This window comes from Pseudomonas sp. BF-R-01, assembly GCF_019946615.1.
Classification (GTDB): Bacteria; Pseudomonadota; Gammaproteobacteria; order Pseudomonadales; family Pseudomonadaceae; genus Aquipseudomonas; species Aquipseudomonas migulae.
Map to the genome: position 1 here is coordinate 1 of NZ_JAGYFX010000055.1, position 19,625 is coordinate 19,625.

The window sequence follows — 19,625 nt, forward strand, 5'->3', positions numbered from 1 at the left end:
CCGCCCGCAGCAAGCCGGCTCCTACAGCTTTGGTGTGAACCCCCATACCTGAACATCCCGCGATTCTGTAGGAGCCAGGCTTGCCGGCGAAGGCGTTCGTGAAATCGCCATCGCCGGCAAGCCTGGCTCCTACATGGGTCGCGTTTGGCAGACGGGTATCCTGATCATCCCGCCTTGCTTATGGCTCAGTCAGCACCTTCCTGAACGTCTCCACCAACGGCCGCAAATTCACCCGATGCCACGCTGCCCACAGCGGCGTGGTAAATGAAATCCACGGCACCTCCCGCAGCACCACACCGGGCGGCGCATTGCGGCTCAAGCCTTTCTGAATCATCGCAATCCCCAACCCTGACGCCACCAGCCCCAGCGCGGTGAACGGCTCAGTCGCCTCCATGCGGATGTCCGGGGTGAAACCGGCGCGGATGCAGGCGCTGATGAAGTCGTCGCGGCTCGCGCAGTTCTGGCGGTGTTGCACGCCGATCCATTCCTGATCGGCCAGATCTGCCGGGGTCAATTCCGCTTGCAAGGCCAGCGGATGATGCTCGGGCAGCGCCAGCAACATCGGGTCGTCCAGCACCTGAAAACCCAGCAGGTCCGGATCGTCGGCGACGGGCGGTTCGCTGACCAGTGCGATATCGAGACTACGCTGACGCAGGCCTTCGAGTTGTTCGGCGGAGCTGAGGTTGTACAGCGCGACGTGCACGTTCGGCCGGTCGACCCGCAGCACGCGCAGGGCATTGGGCAAGACGCCGGCGTGCATGGCGTTCTCGATGTAGCCGATGCACAGGCCGCCTTCTTCACCGCGACCCAGGCGTTTGCCGAGGGATTCCAGGCGATTGGCGTGGGTCAGCAGGGCGCGGGTTTCGGCGAGAAAGGTCTGGCCGTCGCGGGTCAGGCGGATGCGTTGCTGGCTGCGCTCGAACAGGGTCAGGCCCAGGCGTTCCTCAAGCTGGGCGATCTGCCGGCTCAGGGGCGATTGGGAAATGTGCAGGCGTTCGGCGGCGCGACCGACGTGTTCTTCTTCGGCGACGGCGACGAAGTAGCGCAATTGACGGATGTCGATCATGTCAGACCTATAGGGACTCAAGTGCTGCGCATTATGTCTTGGACGGTCCGATCCTCGCAATCTAGGATTGGCTCAACGGTAAAGCAAACACCGCTCTTTGTAGGAGCCGGCTTGCTGGCGATTGAAGCGACGAGGTGTGCCTGACAGGACGCCATCGCCGGAACGCCGCCCGCAGCAAGCCGGCTCCTACAGGTTTACGAGACATTCGAGAGGACTTTTTTCATGAGTTTGAAAGACAAACTGCCCGGCACCCTGGGTTTCGGTACCGCCCCATTGGGCAACATGTTCCGCGCCATCCCTGAAGAAGAAGCGCTGGCGACCGTGCACGCGGCCTGGGATGCCGGCGTGCGTTACTTCGACACCGCACCGTTTTACGGTTCGGGCCTGTCGGAAATTCGCTTGGGCGCCGCGCTGTCCCAGTACAAACGCGACGACTATGTGCTGAGCAGCAAGGTCGGGCGGGTGATTCTGGATGAAGTCGAAGACGCAGCCGCCCGTGATCTGGGTGAGAAGAGTGGCGTGTTCGAACACGGCCGCGCGAACAAGATCGTCAACGATTACAGCGCCGACGCGACGATGCGTTCCATCGAAGACAGCCTCAAGCGTCTGCAAACCGATCGTCTGGACATCGTTTGGGTCCACGACATCGCGCAGGACTTCTACGGTGATCAATGGCTGGAATACTTCAACCAGGCCCGCACCGGCGCGTTCAAAGTGCTGACCCGTTTGCGCGAAGAAGGCGTGATCAAGGGGTGGGGCCTGGGTGTGAACAAGGTCGAGCCGTGTGAGCTGACCCTCGACCTGACCGAAGCCCAGCCGGACGGTTTTCTGTTGGCGGGCCGCTACACGCTGCTTGATCACGACCGTGCCCTGCAACGCCTGATGGATGCCGCGCTGGCGCAGAATGTCGAGATCGTGGTCGGTGGTCCCTACAGCTCGGGGATTCTGGCCGGCGGTGCGCATTTCGAATACCAGAAGGCCAGTCCGGCGATCATCCATAAAGTCGAGCAGATCAAACGTATCGCGACGGCTCACGGCGTCGACATCAAGGCCGCTGCGTTGCAGTTCTCCCTCGCTAACCCGGCCGTTGCTGCCGTGATTCCTGGTTCCAGCCGTCCGGACCGGATTGCTGAAGATGTGGCTGCGTTGTCAGCCGCCATTCCCGCTGCATTCTGGCAAGCCATGCGCGACGCGAAACTGGTGTCCGAACGCGCTCCATTACCCCTCGCAGGAGTTTGAGCATGAAGATCGATCTGACTGGAAAACTCGCCATCGTCAGCGGCAGCACCGCCGGCATTGGCCTGGGCATCAGCAAGGCACTGGCCGAGTCCGGTGCGACGGTGGTGGTGATCGGCCGCGAGACGGCCAAGGTCGAGCAGGCGCTGGCGAGCATCCGCCAGAGCGTGCCGGGCGCGCAACTGCGTGGCCTGACCGCCGACCTCGGCACCGCCGAAGGTGCTGAGCAGTTGTTCGTCGCCGAGCCGCGAGCGGACATTCTGGTGAACAACCTCGGGATCTTTAACGAGGTGGATTTCTTCGACACGCCTGACAGCGAGTGGACGCGGTTCTATGAGGTCAACGTGATCTCCGGTGTGCGCCTGTCGCGGCATTACGTGCCGGACATGGTCAAGCAGGGCTGGGGTCGGGTGATTTTCCTGTCCTCGGAATCCGGGATTGCGATCCCGGCGGACATGCTCAACTACGGCGTGACCAAAAGCGCCAACCTCGCGGTGTCTCATGGCCTGGCCAAACGGCTGGCGGGCACTGGCGTGACGGTGAATGCGATCCTGCCAGGCCCGACGTTGACCGATGGCCTGGAGCAAATGCTCAAGGACGCCACGGCCGAATCGGGGCGCAGTGTGCGCGAAGAAGCCGATGCGTTCGTGCGCAAGGCCCGGCCGACGTCGATCATCCAGCGCGTGGCAGACGTCGAGGAAGTCGCCAACCTGGTGGCTTACATCGCTTCACCGCTGTCATCGGCCACGACCGGTGCCGCCCTTCGAGTCGACGGCGGTGTCGTCGACAGCCTGGCGATCTGAATTTTTTTTGATTGAGGAGAGAGGACTGCATGGCAACTGCATCAGCGTTTATCGACATCCCGGCTTCGGCCGACAAGGTTTGGCAATTGATCGGCGGCTTCAACTCGCTGCCGGACTGGCTGCCATTCATTCCCAAAAGCGAACTGAGCGAAGGCGGGCGTGTGCGCAGTCTGCAAACCGCCGATGGCGCGGTAGTGGTGGAACGGCTTGAGTCGTTTGATAACGCCGGGAAGACGTATAGCTACTCGATTTTGCAGGCACCGTTTCCGGCGACTGATTACCTGGCGACGATCCGCGTTGAAGCGCAGGGCGAGGGCGCCCGGGTGACCTGGTCGGGGCGGTTTGCACCGGTCGGTGTGACCGAGGAAGAAGTGGCGGCGTTGTTTGCCGGAATTTACCAGGGTGGCCTCCAAGCCCTGCGGGCCAACTACCCCGTGTAAACCCGATCCCCTGTAGGAGCCAGGCTTGCTGCGGGCGGCGTTCCGACGATAGCGCCCGCAAAATCGCCATCGCCAGCAAGCCGGCTCCTACAGGTTTTGTGTTAACCCAACATCTCGAACATCCCCCCAATTCTGTAGGAGCCAGGCTTGCCGGCGATGGCGTCCGTGAAATCGCCATCGCCAGCAAGCCGGCTCCTACAGGTTTCGCGTTAATCCCAACTCTCGAACATCCCCCAATTCTGTAGGAGCCAGGCTTGCTGGCGATGGCGTCCGTGAAATCGCCATCGCCGGCAAGCCGGCTCCTACAGGTTTCGCGTTAATCCCAACTCTCGAACATCCCCCGATCCTGTAGGAGCCAGGCTTGCCGGCGAAGGCGTCCGCAAGATCGCCATCGCCGGCAAGCCGGCTCCTACAGGTTTTGTGTTAACCCAACATCCTGAACATCCCCCGATCCTGTAGGAGCCAGGCTTGCTGGCGATGGCGTCCGTGAAATCGCCATCGCCAGCAAGCCGGCTCCTACAGGGGGGGCTGTGTCAAGTCTGGGCAATCAGGCTCTGTCGGCAATCGAGCACCAACCGTGCGCCGCCCGATTCGCTGTCACCCACTTCGAGCGTAAACCCATGCAGGCTGACAATCGCCGCGACGATCGATAAGCCCAGCCCGAAGCCGCTTTGCTGATTGCCGCCCTCGGCGCGATAGAAGCGCTGAAACACCGCCTCGCGCTCGGCCAGCGCAATGCCAGGGCCGGAGTCGAGCACTTCGATCCGCGTATGCCCACCTTCGTTGATCCCGCGCAAAATCACCTCGCCCCCCGGCGGCGTGAATTTGATCGAGTTGCTCAACAGGTTGGCCACCGCCTCGAACAGCAACGCCCGGTCGCCATTCAATGGCGGCAGAGTGTCAGGCAATTGCAGCTTGAACGTCAGTTCGCCTTCTTCCGCCAACGGCAGATAAAAGTCGTGCAGCTCCTGCAACAACGGCACCGGATCCAGCTGTACAAAACCGGAACGCCGCTGGCGATCCTCCAGCTCGGAGATCCGCAGCAACCCGCGAAAACGCGCCATCAGCGTATCCGCTTCGGCGAGCACCGAATCGAGTTGTGTCGCTTCTGCCGACCCTTCGCCAGCCTGTTGCTGCATGCGGTACAACTGCGCCCGCAAGCGGGTCAGCGGCGTGCGCAAGTCGTGGGCGATGTTGTCGCACACGCCCTTGACCTCGTTCATCAAACGCTCGATGCGTTCGAGCATGGCGTTGACGATGGCGGCGAGCATGTCCAGTTCGTCGCGGCGATTGGACAGCGGCAAGCGTCGGGTCAGGTCACCGGCAACAATCGCTTCGGCGCTGGCCTGAATCCCGCGAATGCGTCGCAACGGTCGACGGCGCAACAGGTGCCATCCGACGATGCCCGGCAAAATGGTCAGGGTCACGCCCCAGAACAACGCGTGCAGAATGATGCGGGTCACGGCGAACAGCGAACCGTTGTCGCGCACCAGAATCAGCCAGCGACCGTCCCGTGTCTGGGTTGCCACGGCGTCGCAACTGTCGGCGGGCAGCGTCGGGTCATCGGAGTCGGCGCAGTCGCTGAGCATGTGGATCTTGCCGTCCAGCGGCAAACCTTTAGGAATGTGGCGCAGGGCACCGTTGAGGTAGCGATGCTCGGCATCGAACAGGCCGTAGGCGTCGATGCCGCGAATATCGAAAGTCATGCTGACGGCGAGGGCGTCCAGCAGTTGCTCGCCGGAAAAACGCGAAAACAAATGCTGACGTTGCATCAGCGAATGCTTGGCCAGGTTGTCCAGGTAGGCGGACACCTCGTAGTACATGACCCCCATGAGAATCCCGCTCCAGAGCACGAACAGCGAACTGTAGAGCGCCAGCAACCGGCTGCTGGAAGAGCGCCAGCCTTTAGAGGGGTTCGGCAATGACATAACCCGAGCCTCGCACGGTCCGAATCAGTGGGACATTGCCGGGCGGGTCGATCTTCTTGCGCAGGCGGCCGATGTGCACGTCGATCAGGTTGGTGCCGGGGTCGAAGTGATAACCCCAGACCTCTTCGAAAATCATCATCCGCGACAGAATCTGCCCGGTATTGCGCATCAGGAATTCCAGCAACTTGTACTCGGTGGGCAACAGCGTCAGCAACTGGCCGTCGCGGCTGGCTTCGTGGCTGATCAGGTTCAGTTCCAGGTCCGCGACCCGCAGCGTGGTGGCCTGGGCGGTCACGGTGTTTTGCCGGCGCAGCAGCACTTCGACCCGGGCGGCCATTTCATCGGTGGCAAACGGTTTGGTCAGGTAATCGTCACCGCCGGCGCGCAAACCGCGCACGCGTTCATCGACATCGGAAAGGGCGCTGATCATCAGGATCGGCGTCGCCACGCCCATGGTCCGCAGCGTCGTGACGATCGCCAGGCCATCGAGCTCGGGCAACATGCGGTCGAGGGTGATCAAGTCATAGTTGCCGTTGACCGCGCGCTCCAGACCTTCACGGCCATTGTCGACCCAATCCACGTCGAGGCCGTGGCTGCTCAGTTCGGCGACGATCTCCCGGGCGGTCACGGCGTCGTCTTCGATGGTCAAGATGCGGGTCATAGGGCGGACCTGATAGTCAGTTCAAGGCAAGTGTGTGGGCATTCTGCCAAGAAATGCCGGCGACTTTTTAAATTAACTTTCATGTGGCTCATGGAGCGGCCCGGAACATTGATATCATCTGGCCATAACCTTGAAAGGGAGTTCGACTGTGTGCACTTTGATTCGCCGTGGCGGGATGTCGATTGTTGTGTTGTTGCTGTGTGTCATCAGCGGGAGTGCCTTGGCGGGAAACACTCCGTGTTCGGGGAAGAAGGGCGGTATCGATCGTTGTGATGGCGACCTGTTCCTGTGTAATGACGGCTCTATCAGCGCCTCGAAGAAAAGCTGCTCGGCACTTTATGGCGGTTCAAGCCAGGCTCGCCCGCAAACCTTATTGCAGAGCTCCGATGGTTGCACCTGCGGCTCAGGTTCGTTTTGCACCGGCCCACGAGGCGGGGTGTATTGCCTGACACCCAGCGGCAACAAGAGCTACAAGCGCAAGTAGCTCATCTGCAATGCATAAAAAATCGCGAGCAGGCTCGCTCCTACAGCAGACCGCGTTCTCCTGCTGTCAGGTGCAACACTATTCAATCGGTGTACTCATAAATGCCTCAAGCCCCTCGGCATAGTCGGTAAACGCACTGATCAGCGGAAACTGCCAGGCATCCACCTGATCCGGCACCACCAGACGGGTAAAGCTCCAGGCCACCGCCAATGTAATCCCGTCCTGATCAATCGAACCGTCAGTCTTCAACGGTCGCAGTTCCAGCTCCCGTTCCAGTGCCGAATACGCGGCCGCCAATTGCCCCTCGACCCGTTCCACCCACGGTTCGAACTGAATTTCCGCGGGCCTCAGGTTGCGCTCGTAATAAAGCTGCACCGACTTCTCGCAGGCTGCCAACGCCAGGCCGATCAAGCGCAACGAACGCAGGCGTTGGTTCAGGTCCTCTGGCATCAGGCTGTTACCCGGTCCGGCGAGTGCCTCCAGGTAATCGATGATCAACGTCGAGTCGATCAACACCTCGCCGTCATCCAGCACCAGCGTCGGCGCCTTGACCACCGGGTTGATCTGCTGGAACTGCTCGAAGTGCCGAAACACCGAAACCGACTGATGATCGAGGTCGATGCCCAGGCGTTTGGCGGAAATGGCAACGCGTCGCACGTAGGGCGAATCCAGCATGCCGATCAGCTTCATTGAACCTCTCCTCAAGATTTGCCATTTCGGGAGGACAACCTTAGCTGAGGTTCATTGCCCTGCAAATGTGCTCGGTAAACACCACCGTTGAGGCCATTTGTCTTCTATATACAGCCGCTCGGTTGAATTTCTTGCTATAAACGCACTCCGATAACCACCGTAAAGGCTGACATAGAGCACTTTCGGGGCTTTGTCGGACAAATTCGCTGTCTTTTCAGTTGCTGAGGCCTCAAGTCGGCCTTAGACTGCCGCCCCTCGTAAATTGAGTGCCGGGTGGCGCTTGGAATAAACGGCGCCTTTCCGATGGCCAGACCAGGTCCGCCGGAACGCTCCCTAATTCGCCTTAATGCACGTTTTTTTATAGAGATATCAATGACAAAGGACAAGTTGCTGGCCATGCCGGCGGATGACTACATGAATGCCGAGCAACATGCTTTTTTCTCTGAGCTGTTGCAGAACATGAAAGTCGAAACCCATGAGCGCATCGAACAGAACCGCATCGCCATCGAAAGCCTGGACACCCCGGCCGATCCGGCTGACGCAGCTTCTGTCGAAGAAGAGCGCACCTGGCTGGTGAACGCGATCGATCGCGACCAGCGCATGCTGCCTCAGTTGGAACAGGCGCTGGAGCGCATCAAGGAAGACAGCTTCGGCTGGTGCGACGACAGCGGCGAGGCCATTGGCCTGAAGCGTCTGCTGATCAGTCCGACCACCAAGTACTGCATCGAAGCGCAAGAGCGTCACGAACAGATCGACAAGCACCAGCGTCAGGCCTGATTTCGTAGCGCCCCGCATCGCGGGCAAGCCTCACTCCTGAAGGAGCAAGGCTTGCCCGCGATGCTTTTTTTCGTCTGCGAAAAACCTCGCGCACTTCTATTGATCTGCTGCAACGACCACTACTAATGGACCATGGATAATGGCCCTCTAGTGGCGTTTAATGCAGTCACAACAATTAGAAGACGCATGGGGTGACGAAGATGACGAGAGACGGATCTCTGGTTGGGGCATTGCCTGCACCAGTGTTTGCACCGAAGACCCGCTGGCTGACGCCGACGCTGCAAAGCATCGCCCTGATGCTCTTGCTGTGCGGCATGACGCTGGGTGACTGGCCGCTTTACGTTGGCTTGCCGTTGGCCGTCCTGATTATCTGGCTTCCTCGGCTCCGTTCTCGTGCCATTCCCTTAGAACCATCTGCCGACAACTCCAGCGCCATCGCCGAACTGACTCGCGATCTTTCCTACACCACCAGTCATAACGCCTTGTCGGCCGCCGGCGTGGCCTTTTCGGTCAAGCAACTGGCCGACAAACTGCAATCGCAACTCGGTGCCGCGGCACAGATTGTCAGCAACGCTGAAGTGATGATCGCCACCGAACAAGCCACCTCGACACTCAGTCGAACGGCCCTCAGTGCCGCCAGCGAAGCGCATCAGAGCAGCGTGGCAGGGCGCACGGAGCTGGTCGAATCCATCACCCGCATGCATCAACTCAGTCAGCGCGCGAGCAACAGTCGTGAGCTGATCGAAGCCCTGAGCCTGCGCAGCGACGATATCCAGCGGGTCACGCTGGTGATCCAGTCCATTGCCAGCCAGACCAATCTGCTGGCATTGAACGCGGCCATCGAAGCGGCACGGGCCGGGGAGCACGGTCGCGGGTTCGCAGTCGTCGCCGACGAGGTTCGCGGCCTGGCCGCGCGCACAGCGACGGCGACCGGCGAAGTCGGCGAGATGGTTGCCGATATCCAGCAACGCACCGCGCAAGTGGTGGAGCAGATCCGGCAGCTGTCCAGCGACCTCGACATCGGTGTCCAGCAGGTCGAGCACACCGGCCAGCACCTGGAAAACATTGCCCGCCTCGCGGCAGGCGTCGAAAGTCAGGTCGGCGATATTGCCAAGGGCGCCGACACCAACCGCGAACAACTCGACAGCCTGTTTCACGCCATCGAGCAGATGCGCAGCGATCTGGCGATCAGCGATCAACAGACTCAGCGTCTGGCGCAAGCCGCGGTGCAAATGGAAGGTCAGGCCGAAACCATCAGCGAGCGTCTGGCCGAGGTCGGACTGGATGACTATCACCAGCGGATTTATGACCTGGCCCGCGAAGGCGCGCGTCAGATTACGGCACGCTTCGAGGCGGATATCGACCAGGGGCTTGTCAGTCTCGATGACTTGTTCGACCGCAGTTATCAGGCCATTCCTGACACCAGTCCGGCCAAGTACCAGACCCGTTTCGACCGCTACACCGATAAGGTTTTGCCGGCGATTCAGGAACCGTTGCTGCCGCGCCATGAAGGCCTGGTGTTTGCCATCGCCTGCACGCAGCAAGGTTATGTGCCGACCCATAACAAGGTTTTCAGTCAGCCACTGACTGGTGATGCGCAGGTCGATACGCTGCAAAACCGCACCAAACGCAAATTTGCCGACCGTACCGGGATTCGTTGTGGCAGTCATCAACAGGCTGTTTTGTTGCAAACCTATACGCGGGACACGGGGGAGTTGATGCACGATCTTTCGGTGCCGATCATGCTCAAGGGGCGGCATTGGGGTGGTTTGCGGTTGGGGTATAAGCCGCAGGGGGCTCGTTGATAGACATTGTATTAGGGGGCGTGTGTATATCCGTTTCTGTGGTAATGGCGGCTATTGGTTTCGCCCTTACGGCGAGTCACTTTGGAAAAGCCCCAAAGTAACCAAAGGGCTCTTGCCCCTTTCGTTCGGTGGCTCGCTAATGCTCGCCATACCCTCGCTCCGGTCCTGCTCCGTGGGCCCGCCGCGATCGGCCATCCTTGGCCGTGCGCGGCTAACCCGGCATCCTTGGCCGTGCGCGGCTAACCCGGCATCCATGCCGGGTTGCCCACTGCGCAGAACCTCCGCTCGGCCTCTCGAGGGGGCGACTACCGCCACAGCCGCCGAGGCGGCCTGAAAGCCGACCTGGCTCTTTGGTGCGCGCGTTCCCTCATTCCGGATATGTACACCAATCCCTGTAGGAGCCGGCTTGCTGGCGATGGCGTCCGTCCAGCCAATACAAACGTCGACTGACCCACCGCTATCGCCAGCAAGCCGGCTCCTACAAGGGATTGTATTTCTCCAGACACCTATGCATTTCCCCTGTAGGAGCCAGCTTGCTGGCGATGGGCGTCAACGATAACGCGGGCTGTCTGAATGAACGCGTTGCCCCGACGCTTTTCGCCGGCAAGCCGGCTCCTACAGGGAATCCCATACGCTTTTGATTTCCACCACTCATCAGGCCGAGCGTTAGCTCGCCTTCAGCTTTTGATCTTGAGGTACACGCCCCCTCGAGAGGCCGAGCGCAGGTTCTGCGCAGTGGGCAACCCGGCATGGATGCCGGGTTAGCCGCCCCCGGCCATGGATGGCCGATGGCGGCGGGCCCACGGAGCAGGACCGGAGCGAGGGCATGGCGAGCCTTAGCGAGCCACCGAACGAAAGGGGCAAGAGCCCTTGGTTACTTGGGGCTCTTCCAAGTGACTCGCCGTAAGGGCGAAACCAATAGCCGCCATCACCGCAGCAACGGATATGCCCCCCAACCCCACCATTATTGCGATTCCAGCAACTAATCTATGCAACACAGTCGCTGTTTCCTCACACATGAACTCATTACCATACCCTCATAGTTAGGTTGCTAATGAAGTCAAAGAGGTCAGCATGCAAAGCAAAGTCGATGTCGCCGTCATGATCGGCAGCGGTGTGCCCGCCAGTTTGCGAGCGCAGGGGCAGAGCGTCTGCTGGGTCGTGCTGCTGAACGGCGAACGCCGGGGGACGGCATTCTCCCGTCGCGATGAAGCGGAGGAGTGCAAGGCTGCCTGGTTGGCCCAATTAAGCGCCGAAGCCCCCGACAGCCTGCATTGACTAGTGAACCTGATGCATACGCAGATTCAGGTCATCAACCACCCGTGACCAATCAGCGTCCTCACGCAATTGTTCTTTCAGGAAACCGGCCTGCTGCGGCGTCCAGAACTCAGCATCAATGAGCTTTTTATCAAAGGGCATAGGCGAATGCCTGGCGATGAAGTCGTCGATGGCCTTCTCGCTGGAGTCCAGGCCGAGTTGGTCGAACAAGCCTTTCAAGTCGTGTGTAGGTGAATCCATCTGCATCTCCTTGAGGTCATTCAGTCGCATCGAGTGTGGAATCGGCAATGCAGTGTCATTGCATCTGAGGGAGCCGCGCACCAAGAGTTCGATAGGGGTTTAGCAGCTTTCTCCGGAATCGCCACAATGATGGCAATGGGCTATTGTCTGTCGGGGCCTCAACGATTACGATGCTGTCGCGTTTTTGGCGTCACAGAGCCGCCATTCAAAGAGTTCGAACAAGGATGTAGGCGACACTCGCTCCCCCAGGATTTCCGCCTTTCAGTGCTGAATTGCCCATCCCTTGCGCGATTTTCTTTCGAGTCGACGCGTCCCCGATCCCGTATGAAAAGGATGTAAGCAGTGAAGCGTCTTGTTTTTCTGATGGCCATCGCGCTTGGCCTGTCGCTGACCGGTTGTGTGTCGTTTACACCGCTGGGCCCCATTGGCGAACCCTTGAACCCCGCGCCATCCACCCTTGATCGTAGTGCCGAGATCAGCGACGTCGTGATTTCCGCCCCCGATCTGGACGACAAGGTGCGTGTCGCCGGCAGCCAACAGTTGACCGAGCAGATCAGCGTCTATGTCGACAAAAGCGATTACTTCAAGCGAATCGTGGCGTTCCCGGCCAAGGCCGGCGAGGACGACGTGGTGCTCAAGTTCAACCTGACCTCGCTGGCAGGCAAACGCACCATGCACCCGGCTTACCTTCCAGGTGCGCTGTTGACCTTGACCCTCTGGATCTGGGTCGACGGTCCGATTTACGTCGACAAATACGACCTCGCGGGTGAACTGATCATCGAAGACCGTCAGGGCAAGCAACTGGCCAGGTCGGTCGAGAAGGTGAAGCTCGACAAGAATGTCGGCATGTGGAATGCCGATTATCTCAATCCCCGCCTGGGCGGTACTCAGCTGCGCGAATTGATCGCTCAATTGCTGGCCGGTGCCACCCCTCAACTGCGTACAGTGTCAAAGGAATTGGCTGCACATGAATAAGTACCTTTTGGTTTTGCTGTTGATGGCCAGCAGCGCCCTGACGGGCTGCATTTCCTACTCCCAGCACAACTTGCCACCGGTGGATCAGTGGCCACCGGCCCAGGCCCGGCAAGACAAGCCCAGTGCTTATCTGCACGTGACCATTCAGCAGAAGTTCAACGGCGAACTGTCGGGCGCCGGGGACAATGCGGCGCTGGTGGAAAAGAACATGCTGGAAACCTTCAAGGAATCCGGACAGTTCAAAAGCGTGACCACGGACAAAGTTGACTCGAACTTGTACGTCACGAGTACGTTGACCAACAACGAACAAGGCAATATCGCCAGTGCCTGGCTGACGGGATTCACGTTTTTCGTGATCCCGACTACGTACAGCAATACCTTCACGCTGGAAACGGTGTTCAAGGATCAGGAAGGCAACGTGCTGGGCAAAATCGTCAAGCAGGAGAGCACTCGCACCTGGTTGCAGATTCTGCTGATTGTCGGGGCGCCGTTCAATGAACGAGGGGACGTGTTGCTCAAGCACTTGACCCAAAGCACGCTGGATGAAGCGGTCAAGCGCAAGCTGATCTGATCGATTGTCGCTATGACGGCGTGCAACCTGTGCAAGGTTGGCACGCCGCTGACACCTCTCGGGCCGAGGTGCCGACCTTGTCGGCGAGGCCCGTTCTGGCCTGATACAGCGCGCTGGCGGTCATGAAAATCGCGCTGTCCAGCGCCGGCTCCCGAACTTGTCCACCCCCATTTCAGGCTTTCAATGCCCCATCATCGACCGCAAGCTTCAGTGCCTTGGCGGCTTCCTTCGCGGCGATTTCGGCGACGTCCGAGGTTTTGAACCAACGATCCTTCTCGACCTGGTGATACGTCACCGCGGTCAGCGGTGGTTTGGCGCGCATGACTATGACCGCCTGGAATTCGCCTTCGACTTCTCTGGCTTCGCCCCGGATAAAAAATTCACCGATATCAAATTCCGTCACGTAGCAGCCTTCCCCTGGAAATATCCTGTTGTGTTGAACGCCGTCCGACTTGGGAACGGGTTTCATTGGTTCGGCAGTATGGCAGTAGTTGCCTGCCGACGGCTGAGTTAAGTCGTCGGCATGACGAAACGTCTATGAGAAGGGACTGAGCGTAACGCTTAGCGATGTAATTCGAGCTGGCGGGCGAGTGCACATGCTTCGTTGTGGTCGCTGCGGAAACCTCTGACATGGCCAGTGGAAATTTCTTTGATGTGGAAGAACGCATTACCGGCCAGAACGACCTGAAAACGCGGTGTGGCAAGCGTTTCAGGGTCAAGTTCAGGGTGTTGAAACCCCGCCGCGTACAGCGTCGACGGGTTGCTTGAGTAAGGCGCCAGGGGACGGGCGAAGTGTGTCAGGGTGCACATATGAAGTCCTTTTCGTTATTTTGCCGACGTGTGTACATCGTTTTGGGTAGTCTCGAAGAGCATCGCTGCTCTAGAATCACCGTCACTGGTGGGCGATTGATGGTTATCTAAAGCAATTTTTTGCCGGCGATATGTCGGAAAAGTGCTTTTTTTAAAGAGTTTTTTCCCTAAGGTTGGTAATCCGTTTTTTCTGGCAGTCAGAAGGGCTTTTTCCTTCAACCTCTGACGAACTCCAGGCAAGACGACGCGAGTGACTTTCCATTAGTCTTCTTACGCCTCGCGATGAATGAGCCCTCTGCTCGTTTCAGGATTTCAACACGGGTCATTTGGCGACACCTTCGGCATTGCCGCTTTTTTCTGCTGTGCGCTGTTTGCAGGCGTGCGGCATCATTTTCAGATGTGGGGATGTTTCCTTGGCAGTAAGTAATCTCGATATGCATGCTTTGTTCGTGCTGGGTGATTTGCGCGCAAAGCTGGTCAAGCAGTTCCAGTCACGTTTTGTTTACATCACCGAACAGAACGCTGAAGGCATTTACATTGCCGAGATCGACACCGAATCAGCACTGGTGGTGGACGACAAGCCAGGCCTGAAACTTAAAGTCGGCGATCATTTCAGCGCTTCGGTTTTGCCCAGTCGCGAAGGCGGCAAGCTGGACATCAAGTTCCGTGAAATCAAACTGACGGTGTATGGCTTGGGCGATTACGCGTTCGTGACCACCGCCGACGGTCACGGGATCGTGTTCAAGGAAGGTCACAGCGTGGTGATGGTATTCGCCGCCCACCAACAATTGCAGGAAGGCCTGACCAAAACCCTGAAAGCCGTGACGGCCAAGGCCGCCAAGTGGCGCAAGGGTGAACTGGTAACCTTCAAGGCCAGCGAGTAATGCCCCTGACCCGCGCCGATTTTCACATACAGAACCAGGCCAGCGCCCAGGTGGAGGCCCAGCGACTGTTCGAACAGAAGGCCATCCTGCAAGGGGCCTGGCTGGGGTGGGTGGCGTCGCAGATCTACACGTTACGCCCGGCGGAATACGCCAGCATGGTCAGAAGAGAGCTGGCGCGCTTGCAGGAAATTTCCGAAAAATAATCCTCGCCCCTCGAAAGCAGGAACCTCTACTACAGTCAGTTGACTGAGTATTTTGAGGCTTGCGGTCTTTATCAGGCCATCCTGCTATTGCTGTGAACAGCACGAGGTGCAAAAGCATGAACGGATTTCGACGGTTGCTGGCCACTGTTCTGGTCGCTTTCGGTCTGGGTTCACCCATTCCCGTATTCGCCGCCCAGGCGCCGATCCACTTCGCCGACCTGAACTGGGAAAGCGGCAGTCTGATCACCGATATCCTGCGGATCATTGTCGAGAAGGGCTACGGGCTGCAGACCGATACCTTGCCGGGAACGACCATCACCCTGGAAACCGCCCTGGCCAACAATGACATTCAGGTCATTGGCGAAGAATGGGCCGGTCGCAGCCCGGTCTGGGTCAAGGCTGAAGCCGAAGGCAAAGTCGCGAGTCTTGGCGATACGGTGAAGGGCGCCACCGAAGGCTGGTGGGTACCCGAATATGTAATCAAGGGCGATCCGGCCAAGGGTATCAAGCCGCTGGCCCCCGGCTTGCGCAGTGTCAGTGACCTGCCGAAATACAAGGACGTTTTCAGTGACCCGGAAAGCCCGGGCAAGGGGCGCTTCCTCAACAGCCCGATCGGCTGGACCTCGGAGGTGGTCAACAAGCAGAAGCTCACGGCCTATGGCTTGAACGACAGCTATGTGAATTTCCGCAGCGGCTCCGGGGCGGCGCTGGATGCGGAAATCAGTTCGTCGATCCGTCGTGGCAAGCCGGTCCTGTTCTATTACTGGTCGCCGACACCCTTGCTCGGGCGCTTCAAACTGGTTCAGCTGGAAGAGCCGCCGTTCGATGCCGAAGCCTGGAAAACCCTGACCGACGCCGACAACCCCAATCCGAAACCGACGCGCTCACTGCCCTCGAAGCTGTCGATTGGGGTGTCCACACCGTTCCAGAAACAGTATCCGCAGATTGCCGAGTTCTTCAGCAAGGTCGATTTCCCCATCGGCCCGTTGAACAAGGCGCTGGCTGATATGAGCGAGAAACACACTCCACCGCGCCAGGCGGCGGAGGCGTTCATGAAGGCGCACCCGGATGTGTGGCAGGCGTGGCTGCCGAAGGATGTGGCGGATAAAGTCTCCGCCGAGTTGAAATGATGGGTGCCGCTGATATCACCGGACTGTAGGAGCCAGCTTGCTGGCGATGGCGGCCTCCAATTCGATGCCGAACGCTCGGGCCTCATCGCCGGCAAGCCGGCTCCTACAGTGGATCGTGTTGTTCACCTTATTCAGGCCTGCCACAACATCCCTTGTAGGAGCCAGCTTGCTGGCGATGGCGACCTCGAAATCGATGCCGAACGCTCGGGCCTCATCGCCGGCAAGCCGGCTCCTACAGTGGGTTGTGTTGTTCACCTTATTCAGGCCAGCCACAACATCCCTTGCTGGCGATGGCGGCCTCGAAATCGATGCAGAACGCTCGGGCCTCATCGCCAGCAAGCCGGCTCCTACAGTGGATCGTGTTGTTCACTTTATTCAGGCCAGCCACAACACCCCTTGTAGGAGCCAGCTTGCTGGCGATGGCGACCTCCAAACCGATGCAAAACTTTCGGGCCTCATCGCCGGCAAGCCGGCTCCTACAGGGAGTGTGGATCGAGCACTAAAACCGGGTTTGCACGGCCAGCTCAAAGGTCCGCGGTGTACCCAGGTAATACGCCGGCGACACGTGCGCAAACTCGGCATACACCTCGTTGGTCAGGTTGCGTACCCGACCAGTGACGGTGGTGCGCCGATCGACCTTGTAGCTGAGAAACGTGCCGTAAAGCGTGTAAGACGGCACGGTCATCGTGTTGGCGCTGTCGGCAAACACCGAGGCGACGTACCGCGCATCGACACCTCCTTGCCATTGCGGCGCAAAGTCATAGGTCAGCCACAGATTGCCGACCCGGTCCGGCACGTTGGTCGGTGTGTTGCCCTTGCGTGAAACCACCACACCCGCAGCATTCTTCTCGGTGAACTCGTCGTACTGAGCGTCAACCCAGGCAAAGTTACCTTCGGCCAACAGCTTGTCGGTGATCCGCAACGAACTGGCCAGCTCGATGCCTTTGGACGTCTGCTGGCCCACTGGAATGCTTAGCGTCGGGTCCTGCGGATTGGTCACCGCGAAGTCTTTGCGCTCAATCGTGTACGCCGCCAGCGTCGCCGAACCGCGACCGTCCAGGTAGTCGAATTTGCTGCCGACTTCCCATTGCTTGCCGGTCGAGACATCAAAATCCTGTGTGCCGTTGGGTTGTTCGGCGGCGGTGCTGTATTGCACGTAGACGTTGGCGTCAGGGATGAACTGGTAGGTCAGGCCGACGCGACCGGTCACGGGCTCCCAGCTACGTTTGAGATGACGTGGATTGCTGGCGGTCACTTCCCGGTGGTTGGTCACGTCCAGATCGATGTCGTCGTAACGCAGGCCGGTCAGCAACGACAATTTATCGGTCAGCGCCAGGCGGTTCTCGGCGAACAGCGCCTTGGTGGTGACTTCGTTGGTCTTGTCGCTGACAAACCCCGGCCGGGTGCCCGGGATGTCGTAGAAATGCCCCGGCTGAAAGTTGTTCGGGTCGATCGTGCTCGCGCCTTTGACGTTCAGCGGCGAATTGGTGGTCTGGTTGACCTTGTACTCGAAACCGCCGGACCAGGTGGTGTCCAGGCCAAACAACATGTTGTCGTGACGCAGTTCGAACTGGTTGCCGTTCTGCTCGCCCTGATGGCGCACCTGGTACGCCGTGGAGCGGTTCACTGCGCGGTTGTTGGCGCTGTACTGATAGGTTTCCAGGTTGCGGTAATCGCGCTGACTGTCGAGGTGATAAAGCGTGTTGCGCAAGGTGGTGCTGTCGTTGATCCGGTAATCGATGATCGAGCGCACCCAGATTGTGCGTTGCTCGTAACGGCCGTCCTCGACGTTGTAGTTGTTGAAGCGGTTGTGCTTGTCGATCTTCAGTTCACCGGCCTTGGGATTCAGCACCGGCGTGCCCCAGTACGGACTGTCTTCGTGTTCATCCTGATATTCCAGGGCCAGGGTGTGGGACAGGTTTGGCGTCAGGTCACTGAGCAGCGAAAACGCCACGCTCCACGCATCGCGTTCCTGGCGATCAATGTAGCCGTTGCCGGTGTTGTGGCTGACATCCAGCCGCGCGTAGTGCTGCACATCCGCGCTGGCTTCACTGAGCGCGTGATTAAGGCCGAACGCGGTCTCGGTGGTGTCGTAACTGCCGTAGCTGACCCGGCCTTCGACCGCTTGCTCTTCACGGGTCGCCAGTTTGGTCACGTAGTTCAGCGAACCGCCCACGGAGCCGGCGCCATTGATCAGCGATGACGGGCCGCCCACCAGTTCCACCCGATCATAGATCCACGCATCCACGGGCCGGGCAAGGCCGCCGGAGACGTTGACGCCATTGAACATCTGGGTGATCTGGCTGCTGGTGAAACCACGGTAGGAGACGAACCCGCCGAAACCCGGCGGCGCACTGGCATTCACACCGGGCAAGGTGTTGGCGGCATCCTGGAAGTTCTGCGCGCCGTGGCGTTCGATGTCATTGCGGTTGGCAATCGCCACCGACGCCGGGGTTTCACGCACGCTCAGCCCCAGTCGCGAGGCCATGCCGCTGGATTGGTCCAGGCTCAGACCCGGCTCGGCGATGGCTTCGCCATCAATGGTGATTGGTGCGAGGTCCACTGTGGATTGTGCCCAGGCGTTAACGGACAGGCAGCCGATCAGGCTGGCCAGCAAAGGAATGGTTTTCATCGATGAATCCTGAATGCTTGCTAGGAAACAGCGCACAGGCGAACGCCTCGCGTTGGCGAAGTGAGCTGATTGAATGGCGAAGGATTCAGGCGAACGGCGGGGCGCGGGGGTTGGCCGAAGGCCAGGTGAAGCGGGCAGGGAGGTCAGCGTTGGCGATGACCGCCAAGGGTGGGCTGTGTGTTTGCGGGAGGACCGCCAGGGTCAGGCTGGAATTGAGCGCCGGGCCCATGCCGCCGGTGGAGCACAACGGGCAGCCGAAGGCTTTCGACAGGGTCGGCAGTTGCTCTTCGGACGTGTTTGAGGACGCAGGTGCCTGAGTGCGCGGGTCAACCGTACAGAACTGGCCACCGAGGCCGTTGAGCTGCGCCCCGACCATTTGCCCGTGACCGATGCTGCAGGCGAACACATTGAACAGGACGCAGCAATAAAGCATCCATGCAATGAGTGAGCGATCGGTTCGGGCGAGTTTCATGGGGCGGCACTTTAACATCGTTGATCATTCGCGCACTTCTAAAAATGCCGACTAGGATGATTCTGTTAAATACTTTTCTAGGATCCTCGACATGACGTTTGTGTTGGCTCAAGGGCTGGTGACGATCTTCGCGGTGATCAGCCTGATCCATGTCTACTGGGCGTTGGGTGGCCAGTGGGCTGCCGTGGCGGCCGTGCCGCAGGTGCCGGTGGAGGGCAGCGCGAGATCGCAGCCTGCGTTCAAGCCCTCGGGGTGGTTGACGTTGCTGGTGGCTTTCGGTTTGCTGCTGATTGCAGCGCTGGTGTGTTTGCGCGTTGGCTGGTGGGTGCCGGCGGTGTCCCATCAATCGCTGCAATGGGTGATCAGCGCCATCGCGATGCTGATGTTCGCCCGGGCGATTGGCGATTCGAACCTGGTGGGGTTTTTCAAGCAGGTCAAGGGATCGGAATTTGCCCGGCTGGATACGTGGGTGTATTCGCCGTTGTGTGTGGTGTTGGGGGCGGGGCTGTTGGTCGTTGCCTGGATTTGAAAAGCATCGCC

Annotated in this window: 23 protein-coding genes; 13 read left to right on the top strand and 10 right to left on the bottom strand. The window is 59.4% G+C overall.

Going from position 1 to position 19,625, the window contains the following annotated elements:
* Positions 1-178: 178 nt before the first annotated feature.
* On the bottom strand, positions 179-1,066 hold the full coding sequence (locus KGB27_RS19635) for a LysR substrate-binding domain-containing protein (protein WP_223416416.1): 888 nt from the start codon (positions 1,064-1,066) through the stop codon (positions 179-181).
* A 222-nt stretch (positions 1,067-1,288) separates the two neighbouring features.
* Between KGB27_RS19635 and KGB27_RS19640 the strand changes: the two genes are divergently transcribed.
* From KGB27_RS19640 to KGB27_RS19650, 3 genes are read left to right on the top strand one after another with little or no spacing between them, the layout of a single operon-like run.
* Positions 1,289-2,305, top strand: a complete 1,017-nt coding sequence (locus KGB27_RS19640; protein ID WP_223555896.1) for an aldo/keto reductase — start codon at positions 1,289-1,291, stop codon at positions 2,303-2,305.
* Between the two features lie 2 nt (positions 2,306-2,307).
* Positions 2,308-3,105, top strand: a complete 798-nt coding sequence (locus KGB27_RS19645) for an SDR family NAD(P)-dependent oxidoreductase (protein WP_223436857.1) — start codon at positions 2,308-2,310, stop codon at positions 3,103-3,105.
* Positions 3,106-3,134: 29 nt separating this feature from the next.
* Positions 3,135-3,545: an SRPBCC family protein gene (locus KGB27_RS19650; RefSeq protein ID WP_223555899.1), complete on the top strand. Its 411-nt coding sequence runs from the start codon at positions 3,135-3,137 to the stop codon at positions 3,543-3,545.
* A gap of 533 nt (positions 3,546-4,078) precedes the next feature.
* On the opposite strand, the gene KGB27_RS19655 is transcribed toward KGB27_RS19650, so the two are convergent.
* Together KGB27_RS19655 and KGB27_RS19660 are read right to left on the bottom strand one after the other, a co-directional pair.
* Positions 4,079-5,473 carry a sensor histidine kinase gene (locus KGB27_RS19655; protein ID WP_223555902.1) on the bottom strand — a complete coding sequence of 465 codons (1,395 nt, stop codon included), beginning with the start codon at positions 5,471-5,473 and terminating at the stop codon, positions 4,079-4,081.
* Positions 5,451-6,134 (bottom strand): response regulator transcription factor, encoded by a 684-nt coding sequence (locus KGB27_RS19660; protein ID WP_008028105.1) that lies wholly within the window; start codon positions 6,132-6,134, stop codon positions 5,451-5,453. The genes KGB27_RS19655 and KGB27_RS19660 overlap by 23 nt, the downstream gene beginning before the upstream one ends.
* 175 nt (positions 6,135-6,309) lie before the next feature.
* On the opposite strand from KGB27_RS19660, the gene KGB27_RS19665 reads away from it, so the two are divergent.
* Entirely contained in the window at positions 6,310-6,618 is a 309-nt protein-coding gene (locus KGB27_RS19665) for a hypothetical protein (protein WP_223436898.1), read from the top strand.
* 78 nt (positions 6,619-6,696) lie between these two features.
* Here the strand turns inward: KGB27_RS19665 and KGB27_RS19670 are convergent, their stop codons facing one another.
* On the bottom strand, positions 6,697-7,308 hold the full coding sequence (locus tag KGB27_RS19670; protein WP_223436851.1) for a glutathione S-transferase: 612 nt from the start codon (positions 7,306-7,308) through the stop codon (positions 6,697-6,699).
* Between the two features lie 372 nt (positions 7,309-7,680).
* On the opposite strand from KGB27_RS19670, the gene KGB27_RS19675 reads away from it, so the two are divergent.
* The 3 genes from KGB27_RS19675 (at position 7,681) to KGB27_RS19685 (ending at position 11,168) form a co-directional block, all read left to right on the top strand.
* The gene (locus KGB27_RS19675) at positions 7,681-8,085 is read left to right on the top strand and encodes a TraR/DksA family transcriptional regulator (RefSeq protein ID WP_007907888.1); all 405 of its coding nucleotides are present in this window, start codon (positions 7,681-7,683) and stop codon (positions 8,083-8,085) included.
* A gap of 581 nt (positions 8,086-8,666) precedes the next feature.
* Entirely contained in the window at positions 8,667-9,890 is a 1,224-nt protein-coding gene (locus tag KGB27_RS19680) for a methyl-accepting chemotaxis protein (RefSeq protein WP_411736711.1), read from the top strand.
* Between the two features lie 1,074 nt (positions 9,891-10,964).
* Entirely contained in the window at positions 10,965-11,168 is a 204-nt protein-coding gene (locus KGB27_RS19685; RefSeq protein ID WP_008035852.1) for a hypothetical protein, read from the top strand.
* Here the strand turns inward: KGB27_RS19685 and KGB27_RS19690 are convergent, their stop codons facing one another.
* Positions 11,169-11,408, bottom strand: coding sequence for a DUF2789 domain-containing protein (locus tag KGB27_RS19690; RefSeq protein ID WP_207286270.1), 240 nt, complete (start codon positions 11,406-11,408; stop codon positions 11,169-11,171).
* 342 nt (positions 11,409-11,750) lie between these two features.
* Between KGB27_RS19690 and KGB27_RS19695 the strand changes: the two genes are divergently transcribed.
* Positions 11,751-12,383 carry a hypothetical protein gene (locus tag KGB27_RS19695; protein WP_223555907.1) on the top strand — a complete coding sequence of 211 codons (633 nt, stop codon included), beginning with the start codon at positions 11,751-11,753 and terminating at the stop codon, positions 12,381-12,383.
* A complete protein-coding gene (locus KGB27_RS19700; RefSeq protein ID WP_008044092.1) occupies positions 12,376-12,954 on the top strand; it encodes a hypothetical protein in 579 nt (192 codons plus the stop codon). The genes KGB27_RS19695 and KGB27_RS19700 overlap by 8 nt, the downstream gene beginning before the upstream one ends.
* Positions 12,955-13,126: 172 nt before the next feature.
* Here KGB27_RS19700 and KGB27_RS19705 read toward each other — a convergent pair whose 3' ends face one another.
* On the bottom strand, positions 13,127-13,357 hold the full coding sequence (locus KGB27_RS19705; RefSeq protein ID WP_223437567.1) for a hypothetical protein: 231 nt from the start codon (positions 13,355-13,357) through the stop codon (positions 13,127-13,129).
* A gap of 158 nt (positions 13,358-13,515) precedes the next feature.
* Positions 13,516-13,764 (bottom strand): hypothetical protein, encoded by a 249-nt coding sequence (locus KGB27_RS19710; RefSeq protein ID WP_192496340.1) that lies wholly within the window; start codon positions 13,762-13,764, stop codon positions 13,516-13,518.
* A 413-nt stretch (positions 13,765-14,177) separates the two neighbouring features.
* Between KGB27_RS19710 and KGB27_RS19715 the strand changes: the two genes are divergently transcribed.
* From KGB27_RS19715 to KGB27_RS19725, 3 genes are all read left to right on the top strand, one after another.
* Positions 14,178-14,648, top strand: coding sequence for a hypothetical protein (locus tag KGB27_RS19715; RefSeq protein WP_008035847.1), 471 nt, complete (start codon positions 14,178-14,180; stop codon positions 14,646-14,648).
* Entirely contained in the window at positions 14,648-14,851 is a 204-nt protein-coding gene (locus tag KGB27_RS19720) for a hypothetical protein (RefSeq protein WP_008035846.1), read from the top strand. The genes KGB27_RS19715 and KGB27_RS19720 overlap by 1 nt, the downstream gene beginning before the upstream one ends.
* A 116-nt stretch (positions 14,852-14,967) precedes the next feature.
* Positions 14,968-15,981, top strand: coding sequence for an ABC transporter substrate-binding protein (locus KGB27_RS19725; RefSeq protein ID WP_207286269.1), 1,014 nt, complete (start codon positions 14,968-14,970; stop codon positions 15,979-15,981).
* A gap of 15 nt (positions 15,982-15,996) precedes the next feature.
* Here KGB27_RS19725 and KGB27_RS19730 read toward each other — a convergent pair whose 3' ends face one another.
* From KGB27_RS19730 to KGB27_RS19740, 3 genes are all read right to left on the bottom strand, one after another.
* A complete protein-coding gene (locus KGB27_RS19730; RefSeq protein WP_223555909.1) occupies positions 15,997-16,236 on the bottom strand; it encodes a hypothetical protein in 240 nt (79 codons plus the stop codon).
* A gap of 244 nt (positions 16,237-16,480) precedes the next feature.
* Positions 16,481-18,613, bottom strand: coding sequence for a TonB-dependent receptor (locus tag KGB27_RS19735; protein ID WP_223555911.1), 2,133 nt, complete (start codon positions 18,611-18,613; stop codon positions 16,481-16,483).
* A gap of 85 nt (positions 18,614-18,698) precedes the next feature.
* Complete coding sequence (locus KGB27_RS19740; RefSeq protein ID WP_223555913.1) at positions 18,699-19,085, bottom strand: DUF2946 domain-containing protein; 387 nt, start codon at positions 19,083-19,085, stop codon at positions 18,699-18,701.
* A 91-nt stretch (positions 19,086-19,176) separates the two neighbouring features.
* Here KGB27_RS19740 and KGB27_RS19745 point away from each other — a divergent pair, with 91 nt between their 5' ends.
* Complete coding sequence (locus KGB27_RS19745) at positions 19,177-19,614, top strand: DUF3995 domain-containing protein (RefSeq protein ID WP_192417531.1); 438 nt, start codon at positions 19,177-19,179, stop codon at positions 19,612-19,614.
* Positions 19,615-19,625: the final 11 nt, after the last annotated feature.

Excerpts from the sequence above, each read along its gene's own strand:
- KGB27_RS19665 (WP_223436898.1), top strand. The coding sequence starts at position 6,310 with ATGTCGATTGTTGTGTTGTTGCTGTGTGTCATCAGCGGGAGTGCCTTG.
- KGB27_RS19725 (WP_207286269.1), top strand. The coding sequence starts at position 14,968 with ATGAACGGATTTCGACGGTTGCTGGCCACTGTTCTGGTCGCTTTCGGT.
- KGB27_RS19660 (WP_008028105.1), bottom strand. The coding sequence starts at position 6,134 with ATGACCCGCATCTTGACCATCGAAGACGACGCCGTGACCGCCCGGGAG.
- KGB27_RS19650 (WP_223555899.1), top strand. The coding sequence starts at position 3,135 with ATGGCAACTGCATCAGCGTTTATCGACATCCCGGCTTCGGCCGACAAG.
- KGB27_RS19675 (WP_007907888.1), top strand. The coding sequence starts at position 7,681 with ATGACAAAGGACAAGTTGCTGGCCATGCCGGCGGATGACTACATGAAT.
- KGB27_RS19670 (WP_223436851.1), bottom strand. The coding sequence starts at position 7,308 with ATGAAGCTGATCGGCATGCTGGATTCGCCCTACGTGCGACGCGTTGCC.
- KGB27_RS19700 (WP_008044092.1), top strand. The coding sequence starts at position 12,376 with ATGAATAAGTACCTTTTGGTTTTGCTGTTGATGGCCAGCAGCGCCCTG.
- KGB27_RS19690 (WP_207286270.1), bottom strand. The coding sequence starts at position 11,408 with ATGGATTCACCTACACACGACTTGAAAGGCTTGTTCGACCAACTCGGC.
- KGB27_RS19745 (WP_192417531.1), top strand. The coding sequence starts at position 19,177 with ATGACGTTTGTGTTGGCTCAAGGGCTGGTGACGATCTTCGCGGTGATC.
- KGB27_RS19710 (WP_192496340.1), bottom strand. The coding sequence starts at position 13,764 with ATGTGCACCCTGACACACTTCGCCCGTCCCCTGGCGCCTTACTCAAGC.
- KGB27_RS19735 (WP_223555911.1), bottom strand. The coding sequence starts at position 18,613 with ATGAAAACCATTCCTTTGCTGGCCAGCCTGATCGGCTGCCTGTCCGTT.
- KGB27_RS19635 (WP_223416416.1), bottom strand. The coding sequence starts at position 1,066 with ATGATCGACATCCGTCAATTGCGCTACTTCGTCGCCGTCGCCGAAGAA.
- KGB27_RS19720 (WP_008035846.1), top strand. The coding sequence starts at position 14,648 with ATGCCCCTGACCCGCGCCGATTTTCACATACAGAACCAGGCCAGCGCC.
- KGB27_RS19645 (WP_223436857.1), top strand. The coding sequence starts at position 2,308 with ATGAAGATCGATCTGACTGGAAAACTCGCCATCGTCAGCGGCAGCACC.
- KGB27_RS19740 (WP_223555913.1), bottom strand. The coding sequence starts at position 19,085 with ATGAAACTCGCCCGAACCGATCGCTCACTCATTGCATGGATGCTTTAT.
- KGB27_RS19655 (WP_223555902.1), bottom strand. The coding sequence starts at position 5,473 with ATGTCATTGCCGAACCCCTCTAAAGGCTGGCGCTCTTCCAGCAGCCGG.
- KGB27_RS19685 (WP_008035852.1), top strand. The coding sequence starts at position 10,965 with ATGCAAAGCAAAGTCGATGTCGCCGTCATGATCGGCAGCGGTGTGCCC.
- KGB27_RS19640 (WP_223555896.1), top strand. The coding sequence starts at position 1,289 with ATGAGTTTGAAAGACAAACTGCCCGGCACCCTGGGTTTCGGTACCGCC.
- KGB27_RS19680 (WP_411736711.1), top strand. The coding sequence starts at position 8,667 with ATGATCGCCACCGAACAAGCCACCTCGACACTCAGTCGAACGGCCCTC.